11 protein-coding genes are annotated in these 11076 nt (G+C 69.0%); 4 read left to right on the top strand and 7 right to left on the bottom strand.

Going from position 1 to position 11076, the window contains the following annotated elements; genetic code table 11:
• Positions 1-31: 31 nt before the first annotated feature.
• Positions 32-742 (bottom strand): GbsR/MarR family transcriptional regulator, encoded by a 711-nt coding sequence (locus NS2_RS33530; RefSeq protein ID WP_033091311.1) that lies wholly within the window; start codon positions 740-742, stop codon positions 32-34.
• A gap of 301 nt (positions 743-1043) precedes the next feature.
• On the opposite strand from NS2_RS33530, the gene NS2_RS33525 reads away from it, so the two are divergent.
• Complete coding sequence (locus NS2_RS33525) at positions 1044-1700, top strand: TetR family transcriptional regulator (RefSeq protein WP_143161175.1); 657 nt, start codon at positions 1044-1046, stop codon at positions 1698-1700.
• Here the strand turns inward: NS2_RS33525 and NS2_RS33520 are convergent.
• Positions 1649-2599 carry an SMP-30/gluconolactonase/LRE family protein gene (locus NS2_RS33520; protein ID WP_103557201.1) on the bottom strand — a complete coding sequence of 317 codons (951 nt, stop codon included), beginning with the start codon at positions 2597-2599 and terminating at the stop codon, positions 1649-1651. The genes NS2_RS33525 and NS2_RS33520 overlap by 52 nt on opposite strands.
• Positions 2600-2790: 191 nt before the next feature.
• Between NS2_RS33520 and NS2_RS33515 the strand changes: the two genes are divergently transcribed.
• Entirely contained in the window at positions 2791-3711 is a 921-nt protein-coding gene (locus NS2_RS33515) for a family 20 glycosylhydrolase (protein ID WP_071811590.1), read from the top strand.
• Here NS2_RS33515 and NS2_RS33510 read toward each other — a convergent pair.
• Positions 3629-4552 carry a C40 family peptidase gene (locus tag NS2_RS33510; RefSeq protein ID WP_052087032.1) on the bottom strand — a complete coding sequence of 308 codons (924 nt, stop codon included), beginning with the start codon at positions 4550-4552 and terminating at the stop codon, positions 3629-3631. The two genes, NS2_RS33515 and NS2_RS33510, sit on opposite strands and share 83 nt — an antisense overlap.
• Positions 4553-4851: 299 nt before the next feature.
• Between NS2_RS33510 and NS2_RS33505 the strand changes: the two genes are divergently transcribed.
• Both NS2_RS33505 and NS2_RS33500 read left to right on the top strand, forming a co-directional pair.
• On the top strand, positions 4852-5598 hold the full coding sequence (locus tag NS2_RS33505) for a ParA family protein (protein WP_096490731.1): 747 nt from the start codon (positions 4852-4854) through the stop codon (positions 5596-5598).
• Positions 5598-6584, top strand: coding sequence for a hypothetical protein (locus NS2_RS33500; RefSeq protein ID WP_052087030.1), 987 nt, complete (start codon positions 5598-5600; stop codon positions 6582-6584). The genes NS2_RS33505 and NS2_RS33500 overlap by 1 nt, the downstream gene beginning before the upstream one ends.
• Positions 6585-6671: 87 nt before the next feature.
• Here the strand turns inward: NS2_RS33500 and sepX are convergent, their stop codons facing one another.
• From sepX to NS2_RS33480, 4 genes are all read right to left on the bottom strand, one after another.
• The gene (gene sepX / locus NS2_RS33495; protein WP_147207414.1) at positions 6672-7787 is read right to left on the bottom strand and encodes a divisome protein SepX/GlpR; all 1116 of its coding nucleotides are present in this window, start codon (positions 7785-7787) and stop codon (positions 6672-6674) included.
• Positions 7788-7980: 193 nt separating this feature from the next.
• The gene (locus NS2_RS33490; protein ID WP_033091307.1) at positions 7981-8631 is read right to left on the bottom strand and encodes a GNAT family N-acetyltransferase; all 651 of its coding nucleotides are present in this window, start codon (positions 8629-8631) and stop codon (positions 7981-7983) included.
• A gap of 82 nt (positions 8632-8713) precedes the next feature.
• Entirely contained in the window at positions 8714-9973 is a 1260-nt protein-coding gene (gene glp, locus NS2_RS33485) for a molybdotransferase-like divisome protein Glp (RefSeq protein ID WP_033091306.1), read from the bottom strand.
• A gap of 91 nt (positions 9974-10064) precedes the next feature.
• On the bottom strand, positions 10065-11003 hold the full coding sequence (locus NS2_RS33480) for a UTP--glucose-1-phosphate uridylyltransferase (protein WP_033091305.1): 939 nt from the start codon (positions 11001-11003) through the stop codon (positions 10065-10067).
• Positions 11004-11076: the final 73 nt, after the last annotated feature.

Here is an 11076-nt window from a genome sequence, read left to right as displayed (position 1 = left end):
AGTACTAGGCGGCACGCGTTCCGCGGGCCACTCAGTCCGCGGACTGGGCTCGCCAGCGTTCGGCCGAGCGCACCATGTCCAGGCTCACCCGCTCCAGGTATTCGCTCATGCCGAGCAGCCGCATCCCGGCGGGAGTGCCCGCGCCCAGCGCGTCCGCGCCGTCGCGCGCCTTGGCGGCCAGCCGCCCGTTCGCCCGCGCCCCCGCGAGAGTGGCTCGGTACCAGGCGGATTCGTCGATGAAGTAGCGATCGCGGCGGCTGCCCGGATCCCGGTCCCGCCGGATCAGCGCCTGCTCCTCCAGATAGCCGACCGCCGCCGACACCGTCGCGGGACTCACCCGCAGAAGCGCCACCAGCTCGGCGGCGGTGAGGCTGCCCGAATCCGCGGCATACAGCCGGGCCAGCACCGCCGAGGCCATCTTCGGCATCCCGCTCTGCGCGAACAGCATCGCGAAATCGGCGCTGAATTCCGCCAGCAGGGCCGGACTGCGACCGTATTCATCGGTCCCGGAAGGCTTTTCAGCCAGTCTGGGCCGGAGCGTGCGGCGGCGCGAGCGCACCGCGGTGGCCGCCTGCGCCACCTCGGCGCGATAGCGGCCCGGCCCGCCATTGCGGGTCACCTCCCGGCTCACGGTGGAGGTGGGCCGGTTGAGCTGACGGGCGATATCGGCGTAGCCGAGCCCGCGGGACAGCCCCGCGGCGATGAGACGGCGATCCTCCGGGCCGAGTCTTCCTCCGGGCATCGCGGCGACTCCTTCATCAAGTTGCCGCCGAAGCGGCACGGCTCCAAACCTATTGCAACATACGACCTGCGTGATTGCATTAGGATGCCGCGGTGCAGCTGCGCGAATTCCCATGTCTCGCAGGCGTTATCCTCTTCTCCACGGCATTCGTTCATTGTTCATCTTGTGAACGCAACGTAGCGTTCGCCCGAAACGGATCGGCCGCGGGTCGTTCCCGGTACGGAGCGGTACATGGGAAGGTGGACGGCAGTACCGTTTCCGGCCTGCATCGGATCTTCGGCGCGGCCCTATAGTGACCCCGGTGAACAGTCCTGACGCGCGCGAGCTCATGCTGCTCGCCGGTGAGCGCACCATCGCCGAACGCGGGCCGGATGTGGCCCTGCGCGATATCGCGGTGGCGGCGGGACAGCGCAACAACTCCGCGGTGCACTACCACTTCGGATCCCGGGACGGGCTCATCACCGCCATCATCGAGCGGCATCAGCCCGCGCTGGAGTCCCGGCGCACCGAACTGCTGGCCGACCACGAGGCGTCCGGGGCACCGGACAGCGTGGCCGCGCTGGTCGCCATCCTGGTGCGACCCATGTTCGACGTGCCCTATGCCGAGGGGTCCACCCACTACGCGCGGTTCCTGGAACAGGCGCGCTCGCATCCGGCGGTGAGCGGACCGGACCTGAACGAGAAGCGCTGGCACGCCACGCGCGTCATCGTGAACCGGATCTACAAGGCGATGCCCGACCTCGGCCCGGCGCAGCGGACCTATCGGCTGCGGGCCATGCGCACCGTCATGTTCGCCCTGCTCGCCGACTACGAACGGCAGGATCTGCCGACCGCCGCCGAGCGAAAAGACGTGCAGGGCAACATCATCGCCATGATCGTCGGGTTGCTGACCGAACCCGTCGTCCGTCAGGGCGCGGCGGTGCGGGCGTCCGGGTCGAAGCCGCCGGGGATCTCGTAGACCACGCCGGTGAAGGTGATGCCGAACAGCCGTCCGGCGGAGAAGCCCTGGCCGCCACGGCCGTACTGCACCTCGCTGGTCAACTGCGGTCCGAAGCCGAGCACGCAGTACTGGCCGGGCGCGTCGATGCGGACCACCTGACCGGACGGGTTGAACGGCAGCACCGGGCGCTCGCGCGAATCCAGGGTCAGGCCGTCGGGGGCGGCGAAGAAGTCACCGCCGGACAGGTCCAGCAGCGACTGCGGGGCCCACGGGGCATTGGTGGGAATCCGGCTGACGCCCGGATTCACGAAGGTGCGCGAGACGTAGAGGAACGAGTTGTCCGCGTTGAGCACCGCGCCATTGGCGCTGGGGAAGCTCGCCCAATCCGCCTGCACCGCGCCGTTCGGGTACACCCGGCCCACGAGGGAGCCGAAATCGTTTGTGGCGTACACGATTCCGTCGTGCGAGACATCCATGCCATTGGCGGCCGAGAGCCCGGACGCGAAGGGGGCCACGGCCCCGGTGTCGGGATCGACGGTCACGATCCCGGCCCCGCGGACGCTGTCGCCGACCGCGGCCCGCGCGTCCGCCCCGTAGCCGACCAGCAGACGGCCGTCCGGAAGCCAGGCCAGCCCGCCCGCGCCGCCGCTGGGGACCCGGGCGATCGGGATCGCGGGTGCGCCGGGGGCGTCGATGCGGAAGACCTGACCGCTGACCAGATCGGTGACGAAGGCCCGCCCGGCCGGGTCGACGGTAATGCCCTCGAGCGCGGCGCCCGGCAGCGAGGCGACCACGAAGGTCGGCTGAACCGCACCGGCACAGACCGGAGCGGCCGAAGCCGGAGCGGCGGCGAACAGCGACAGCGCGGCGAAGGTGAGCGTCGCGAGCGCGACCGCCGCCGATTTCCTGGACCCCATGGCGCACCTCGACATTTCGACGGGATGAATATGTGTAGGTTAGACGTTTTCGAGGGTTGACGGGTTCAATTGTCGCCGTGCACGGAAATTCGATCGGCCGCGGCCGCCATGGCCGCCGGATCGCGGTCCGGCTCTCGATTCTGACCGCCTCGGCGATTGTCCACCTACCGACCTCGTAGGCCAATCCTGTTGTGGCACAACAACTTCCAGCTACAGCGTCCAGCATCGAACATTGGACACCGGAAACGGGTAATACAGGATTCACCCTGCGCGCCGATTCCCGCATTGTCGCTGCGGGTGCATACCGGAAAACCGCACAGCTGCTCGCCAGCGACCTCGACCGGGCCGGAAAGCCGATTTCCGCCGTCACCGACCGTGATCTGCCGGGCGATATAGTGCTGCGCCACGGCGGAACCGACACACCGGAGTCGTATCGAATAGACACATCCGACCGGTTGACGATCACCGCCGAGGATCGGCCGGACCACACCGAACGCGACCTCATGCTCGACACCGGCCGCGAGTTCTTCCCCGTCGACTGGGTGAAAGCGCGCATCCGCGACGCCGCATACCTGCGGATGAACCCGGTGCAGCTGCACCTTTCGGACTCGCAGGGCTTCCGGCTGGACAGCACCCGCCACCCGGAGATCACCTCACCCGAGCACTACAGCGCCGAAGACCTGCGCGAGATCCTCGATTACGCCGACTCCTACGGCATCGAGATCGTGCCCGAGATCGATATGCCCAGCCACATGAACGCGATTCTGGCCGGGCATCCGGACCGGGCTTTTCATCAACGGGCACCGGCTGCCCGAATCCGATCGGTCCCTGCTGCGTGGCTCCATGGTCTTCCTCTGGTGCGACGACCCGACGGCACCGACTCCCGCACAGATCGTCTCTCCGTTGCGAACTCGCCTGGCGGTCATGGCCCAGCAGTTGTGGGCGGGCACCGGCGGGATCGGGTATCCGGACTTCGTCGCCCGCACGGGGTACGGTCCGCCCGCACGGGGTACGGTCGGCTGGCCCTGATCAGAAACGCCGGGCTCCGGTCACGTACATGGTGTCCAGCGGCGAGATCTTCACGCCGGAGCCGTAATCGCTGGCGTGGATGATCTTCCCGTCGCCGAGGTACAGCGCCGAGTGGCCGCCACCGTAGTACGAGACCAGATCGCCCGGCTGCAATTCGTCCAGCGGCACCGGGGTCCCGGCGGCCAGTTGCGAATAGCTGGTGCGCGGCAACTCGACTCCGGCCTCCCGATAGGACCACTGCACGAAGCCGGAGCAGTCGAAGGAGTCGGGGCCGTTGCCGCCCGCGCGGTAGTAGGCGCCGAGCTTGCTGCGCGCCGCTTCGATGGCGCGCTGGCCCGCCGTGATCTTCGGCATGGCCGCGGGCATGGGTGCCGGCACGGCGCCGGTGCTGCCCGCGACGGCGGCGTCGGTCACGCCCGGAATGCCGACCAGCGGGGGCAGTCCGGCGGGAACCTGGAAGCTGCCCAGTCCGGCCACGACCACCGAGCGGACCTCCGGAGCGGGGGCCGGGGTGGCGGGACGCAATGGCTCGGGCGCGAGGGCCTGCACCGGAACCGAATCCGTCTGCGGGTCGGCCGGGGTGATGGTGACCCGTTCCGGGATCGCGACCATGCGTGAAGCGTCGGCCTCACCCACGCCCGGAATCCGGTCATCGGCACCGGGATTCGTCACGGGACGGAAATCTTCGGCTTCCCCAGCCGTGGATTCCGGTGCCGGAACATTGATTCCGAGGTGTGCCGCGAGCTCATTGGGGATCTCGATCTCCCCGACGCCCGGGACCGTCACCGGCGCCGCATGCGCCTCGCCCGCCGTGAACAGCAGGGCCGCTCCGATGGCCGCCGCACCGAGGACTCCTGTCACCAGGGTCCGCAGGCTCAGCCGCGGAAGCAGTCGAACCTTCTGTCTATCACCGATCGTTTCCATGAGCGGTCGTCCTCCGATCAAGCCGTGAAAGCTATTCGGTTTCCGTCCATCACACGCGAATTTTCGGTACTGCCAGCAGATCCGAGATTGCATATTTCGCCGGAAATGCATGCCGTGCAACGAATGACATGCATGTTATTCGTAACGAAACAGTAACCATTGACACCTGTGTCCAATTGGACACAGCGGATTTCGACCCAATTCCACACCCCTACGCGCGCCCTCACGGGCGCGGGCACGCGCGCGTGTGAGACTGATTCGCGAAAAACCAGCCCTCCCCATCATCAGGAGGATGATCGATGAACGAATCCGGTGTCCTACCGAATCTTCCCCAGCCACTCGTGGTGACGCTCGGGAATCTCAAAGGCGGCGTGGGCAAGACGACCTCCGCCTTCTTCCTGGCCTCGTATTTCGCCACCGTGCACGAGCTTCGAGTGCTCGTGATCGATGCCGACCCGCTCAGCCAGACCGGCTATTCCTGGTATCGGCGGCTACAGAAGGCCGAGGTGGAGATTCCCTTCGAACTGCTCGCCTTCCCGTCCCGGCACGTGAACGACTGCATCACCGACAATTCCGAGAACTACGACGTGATCATTGTCGACGCGGGCGGTGAATCCGCGGACATCTTCAAGGCCGCGGTGCCGGTGAGCGACGAACTCGTTCTGGTCACCAGCGTCAGCCCCTCGGAGGTCAAACGCGTGCCGAGTACCTATCGGGCCGCCGAAGAAGCCGCGGCGGAGAACGATCGCGCCATTCGCGTCCGGGTGCTCATGACCAAGGTGCCGGTCACCATGAAGAACGGCGTGAACGTGTCCACCGAATACCGCACCCCGCGCGGCAATCTGGAGGATGCCGGTTACGACGTGTTCGACGCCTGTGTGAGCGCGTGGAAATGGTATCGCGAGGCCGCCGACGGCGAAGTCGGCGACGGGGCGGAGAATCCGATCGAGGATCGCGGCGAATACCACGCCGTCGGCGAGGAACTGGTGCGGCCGTATCTGGAAGCCGCCGCGGCGGCACGTATTCCGGCGGAGGTGTCCGCCTGATGCCGCCGCAGCGACGCAAGGGCTCCATCGGCGGCGGGGGCGGCCTGGGCCGCAACCCGCTCTCCGACGAGGCCGAGCACACTCCCCCGGTATCGCCGCTGCGCGACGCCAAATGGCCGCGCACGCCACAACTGTCGAAGGCGGCCACCGCGGTGCTGCTGTCCCCGGCCAAACCCGCTGCCGCCGAGTCGAAATCCGATATCCCCGCCGAACCAAGGATCATTTCCACCGCACCGAAAACGACCGCCCCCGCCGCGCCGATCCGGGCGGCGGTCGCGGTGGTTCCGGTGGAACCCGCTCCCGCAGCGGCGGATCCGGCCCCCTCGGTGCTGGAGCTGCCGCTGCCCGCCACCGGTGGCGAGGGACCGCTGAGCCGCTCGGAGAGCGAACAGCTCGAAGTCTGCGAATCCTCCATCGACGCGCTGCGGGTGGCCTTCTGGACCGCCGGGCGCGCGCTGCAGATCGTCCGCGACGGCCGGCTCTACCGGGCCGACCACGCCACCTTCGACGAGTACGTGGAGAAGCGGTGGGACATGCAGCGGTCCTACGCGCACAAGCTGATCCGGGCCTGGCCGCTGGCGGCGCGACTGCACCCGGTCGCGCCGTCCATCAACGAGGGACAGATCCGCGAGCTGCTGCCGGTGGTCGCGGCACACGGCGAGGAGGCGGCCGTCACCGTCTACACCACGCTGGCCGCCGATGTGAAGGTCACCGCGGGCAAGCTCCGCGAGGCGGTCGCGGTGCTGCCCTCCGCCTACGACGAGGGCGAAGTGGTGCAGCGGCTGCAAGCCTGGCTGCGCGGTGATCTGCTCGAGGAGCAACCGGACGCGCCGGATGTGTTCAGCTCCGTCGAGACGCGGCTGGCCGCGCTCACCCAGAAGGTGGTGAAGGGGTCCACGGATCATCCCGCCGAGGCTCGCGAATTCGCCGCCAAGCTACGCACTCTCGCCGAACTCATCGAACGGCAGATCCCGGCGAGCGGGTAGGCGGCAGGTTCACCGGACACACGAGAGGGGCCCCGATTCGATCGGGGCCCCTCTCGTTGTGCTTCGGACTTGCGTTGTGCTTTCCGCTTATTCGCCTACCGCGCGGCGCTCGCGGGCACCGGTGGCGCGCTGGCGGGTGGCGCGGGCGGCGGCCGCGTCGAAGAGCTCCAGGTGCTCGAAGAGCGGGTCCTCGTCGTCGGGTTCGACGAGCACGGCGCGGCGGAGCTGGGTGCGGGTCTGTTCGCGGTCCGGGCGCGGGCGCTCCCGGGCGGGCGGTTCCTCGTCGGCCACCTCGGTACGCTTACGTACCGAGCGGTTGGCCCGGCGGCGGCGAATATCCGCCTCGATGCGGACCTGTCTGCGTAGGTAGGCCAGATAGGCCACCAGCACGGTGCCGGACAGGGCGCACAGCCACCACAGCACCGCCGAGATGGCGAAACCCGCGGCGGCGAGGATCAGGGTGGAGAGCACCAGGCCCAGGACGGCGCGCTGGCGAAAGGTGTAGCGGGCCGCGCGGGCGGCGGCGTCGGCCTCCGGATCGAAGCCGCCGCGGCCCCGGCGGGAAGGCACGAAATCCTCGTCGGCGGCCTCGGCGGCATCCGATTCGCGGCACGCTGCGGTCGGCTCCGCCTCCGGCTCGGGATCGGGTTCGCGCAGGGCCGGGGTGCGGGCGCGCTGGGGCTTCGGGGCCTCGGGCTCGGGTTCCGGCTCGGCGGCGCGTTCGGGTTCTGGTTCGGATTCGGGCTCGTCCGTGGCGGTTTCGGAGCCCGCCTCGGATTTCTCTGTCCCGGTCTCGGTTTCGGCGGCGGTGGCCTCGACGGTGATCTCCGCCGGGGTGGTGTCGACCGAATCCGCTGCGGGCTCGGGTGTTTCGGCGGCTCCCCCGGCCTCGGCACCCGGCACCTCGGTGTCGACTTCCTTCTCGTCCGATGCAGCGCGGCTATCGTCCGATCTGGTCATCCGATCCTCCGGATCCTCGCTCGGGTGAAGCTTTCTGCGAACCGGCACGTAGTCCGGGTCGGTGTCATGTCCGGTCGCCGGACCTTTCCTGGTGCGTCGCTTGGCACCACCGCGATGCAACACGCGCGTCGAGAGGGCGGCGTCGGTGTGCTGGCGAATGCGCGGATGCCGGTTGGCGAGCATGGGGAACAGCACGAAGACCCAGAGCACCACCAAACCGATCCACAAGATCGAATTCGGCATTGCCGTCACACCTCCGTCCCGCCCAGATTGCTGTCCCTTCGACGTGCACCGCAGCGCCTACCGATTGGTAGACGGACGCACCACCGACGTCCGTAGGGTAATTCCACACCGCCGGGATTCCCCACAGGCGCGCCGACCACACCCGCAACACTAGTAACAACTACCCCGTAAGGAAGAAACACACAGCCACTTATCAGACTCGAGCGGCGCGCCCCGCGCGAATCAGCCTGTCCACCACCGTGCCCGAGACCTCTTCCACGGTCATGCCCACCAGCAGATGGTCGCGCCAGGCCCCGTCGACATCCAGGTAGCGCTGCAGCAACCCCTCCTCGCGGAAGCCGACATTGCGCAGAACCGCCTGGCTGGCAAGGTTTTCCGGGCGCACCGTGGCCTCCACCCGATGCAGGCCGACCTCGGTGAAGCAGTGGTCCAGACCCAGCGCCAGCGCCGCGGTGGCCACACCCTGACCGGCCAGCTCGCTCGACACCCAGTAGCCGATCCACGCCGAACGCAGCGCGCCGCGCACGATATTGCCGACCGTGAGCTGACCGCCGAACTGCCCGTCCACCTCGATGACGAACGGGATCATCCCGCCGCGCCGGGCCTCGGCCTTGAGCGAGGACCACAGGGCGGGCCAGTTACTGGAGTGGTTGCGCGCCTCCCACGGGCCGCGCCCGGTCGGCTCCCACTTCTCCAGATAGTCCTTGTCGCGAATGCGAATCCGGCTCCACGCCGAGGCATCCCGCAAACGGATCGGCCGCAGCGACACCACGCCCGCGCCGACCCGCACCGGGCCGAGGTGAGCGGGCCACCCCGGATGCTGGGCGGACCGAAAGACGTTCATGCCGTACCCATCTGCCATGCTCGGGCGCCCTCCATGGTTACGCACGCTGCCGCCTCCGGGCGCCGACCGTTCATGGCGGGCCTCACCCTCGCTGTGCGAGAAAAGCGACCCGGACCTCGTCACCGGTGCGCACCTCGGTGACATCCGGATCGATCACGATCAGGCTGTTGGCCTCGGCCATAGTGGCCAGCAGATGCGAGGACGCCCCGTTCGGGCCGCCCAGCGGCTGCACCAGGTAGTCGCCGGTCTGCTCGTCGCGCATGAGCTGCGCGCGCAGATAGCCGCGCCGCCCCGGAATCGAGGCGATGGGCAGGATGGTGCGGGCCCGCACCACCCGCCGCATGGGATGGCGGCGGCCCAGCGCGATCCGGATCAGCGGCCGCACCATGACCTCGAAAACCACCAGCGCGCCAACCGGATTCGAGGGCAGCAGGAAGGTCGGCACCTCGTCGCGGCCGAGCAGACCGAAGCCCTGCACCGAACCCGGATGCATGGCCACCCGGGTGATCTCCAGCTCGCCCAGGCCCTCCAGCGCCTCGCGCACCTGCTCCGACGCCCAGCCGCCGACCGCGCCCGCGATCACGACCACCTCCGAGCGCACCAGCTGGCCCTCGACCACATCGCGCAGCCGCTTGGGATCGGTGCTGACGATGCCGACCCGGTTCACGTCCGCGCCCGCGTCGCGCGCGGCGGCGGCCAGCGAGTAGGAGTTCACGTCGTAGACCTGACCCGGTCCGGGCGTGCGGTCGATGTCGACCAGCTCGCCGCCCACCGACAGCACCGACAAGCGCGGGCGCGGATGCACCAGCACCTTGTCCTTGCCCACCGCGGCCAGCAGCCCCACCTGGGCCGGGCCGATGATGGTGCCCGCGCGCACGGCCAGATCGCCGGGCTGCACATCGTCGCCGATGCGGCGCACGTAATCGCCGGAACGCACCGGCTCGTAGACCTTCACCCGAGCACGGCCGCCGTCGGTGTTCTCCAGCGGCAGTACGGCATCGGCGAGGGTGGGCAGCGGCGCGCCGGTGTCCACCCGCACGGTCTGGCGCGGCTGTAGCCGGATGGGCTGGCGCGAACCGGCCGCCACCTCGCCCACCACCGGCAGGCTCAGGTCCACCGAATTGCCGTCCTCGTCGCGGATATTCGCGCCCGCGCCCGCGACATCCACACTGCGCACGGCGTATCCGTCGATGGCGGCCTGATCGAACCCGGGTAGCGGACGTTCGGTCACCACGTCCTCGGCACACAGCAGTCCCTGGGCCTCGCTGATCGCGACCCGAACCGGCCGCGGGGCCACAGCCGCAGCGGTCACCTTGATCTGCTGATCCTCAACCGAGCGCATGCCGCCCTTCCGTCGTCTCGCCCGCCGCGTCCCGCTCGCCCGCGGGATCGCGGCGCCTGTCCATCACTGCCGCCGTGGTTGTCGCAGCGGTCTATTCGTGCGAGGTCAGCCGGGGATTCCAGTCCGGGCCGAGCCGCTGCTCGAGCCACTCACGCAGGGCGGGCCCGTATTCCTCGCGTTCCAAAGCGAAATCGACCGCTGCACGAAGATAACCGCCCGGGTTCCCCAGATCGTGTCGCGACCCACGATGGACCACCACGTGGACCGGGTGACCCTCCGCGATGAGCAGTGCGATGGCGTCGGTCAGCTGCAGTTCGCCGCCCGCGCCCGGGTTGATGCGGCGCAGCGCGTCGAAGATGGCGCGGTCCAACAGGTATCGACCGGCGGCGGTGAAGGTGGACGGCGCGTCCTCGACGGCCGGCTTCTCCACCATGCCGTTGACCTTGAGCACGTCCTCGGGCGCGCCCGGCAGTTCCTCGACGTCGAACACGCCGTAGGCGCTGACCTGGTCCTTCGGCACATCGATGGCGCACAGCACCGAGCCGCCGTGGGTGGCGCGCACCCGGGCCATCAGCTCCAGCACGCCCGAGGGCAGCACCAGGTCGTCGGGCAGCAGCACCGCGATGGCGGTCTCGTCGTCGTCGAGCACCGATTCCGCCTGCGCCACCGCGTGACCCAGGCCCAGCGGCTCCTCCTGCACCACCGAGGTCACGTCCAGCAGCGCGGGAGCCTTGCGCACCTTCTCCAGCAGATGGAACTTGCCGCGCTCGGCGAGCGTGCTCTCCAGCACCAGGTCCTCGACGAAATGCGCGACCACGCCGTCTTTTCCGGGCGAGGTCACGATCACCAGCCGATTGGCGCCGGATTCCGCGGCCTCGGCGGCGACCAATTCGATGCCCGGGGTGTCGACCACCGGGAGCAGCTCCTTGGGGACCGTCTTGGTCGCGGGCAGGAACCTGGTGCCGAGCCCCGCCGCGGGAACCACCGCGGTCCGGAAGCACGCCTCGGCTCCGCCGCCATTAGCTGTCATGAATTCACCCTATCCATCCGTCACATGCGCGAAGCGGCTCGTGGCCGCCCCGATATCCCCGAGAGCCTAATAC

The sequence above is a fragment of the Nocardia seriolae NBRC 15557 genome, from assembly GCF_007990715.1.
In the GTDB taxonomy this organism is placed as follows: domain Bacteria; phylum Actinomycetota; class Actinomycetes; order Mycobacteriales; family Mycobacteriaceae; genus Nocardia; species Nocardia seriolae.
Note: the sequence above shows the minus strand (reverse complement) of the source record. Positions and strands in the feature narration are given on the sequence as shown.

Excerpts from the sequence above, each read along its gene's own strand:
- NS2_RS33530 (WP_033091311.1), bottom strand. The coding sequence starts at position 742 with ATGCCCGGAGGAAGACTCGGCCCGGAGGATCGCCGTCTCATCGCCGCG.
- NS2_RS33520 (WP_103557201.1), bottom strand. The coding sequence starts at position 2,599 with ATGGGGTCCAGGAAATCGGCGGCGGTCGCGCTCGCGACGCTCACCTTC.
- NS2_RS33510 (WP_052087032.1), bottom strand. The coding sequence starts at position 4,552 with ATGGAAACGATCGGTGATAGACAGAAGGTTCGACTGCTTCCGCGGCTG.
- NS2_RS33505 (WP_096490731.1), top strand. The coding sequence starts at position 4,852 with ATGAACGAATCCGGTGTCCTACCGAATCTTCCCCAGCCACTCGTGGTG.
- NS2_RS33500 (WP_052087030.1), top strand. The coding sequence starts at position 5,598 with ATGCCGCCGCAGCGACGCAAGGGCTCCATCGGCGGCGGGGGCGGCCTG.
- sepX (WP_147207414.1), bottom strand. The coding sequence starts at position 7,787 with ATGCCGAATTCGATCTTGTGGATCGGTTTGGTGGTGCTCTGGGTCTTC.
- NS2_RS33490 (WP_033091307.1), bottom strand. The coding sequence starts at position 8,631 with ATGAACGTCTTTCGGTCCGCCCAGCATCCGGGGTGGCCCGCTCACCTC.
- glp (WP_033091306.1), bottom strand. The coding sequence starts at position 9,973 with ATGCGCTCGGTTGAGGATCAGCAGATCAAGGTGACCGCTGCGGCTGTG.
- NS2_RS33480 (WP_033091305.1), bottom strand. The coding sequence starts at position 11,003 with ATGACAGCTAATGGCGGCGGAGCCGAGGCGTGCTTCCGGACCGCGGTG.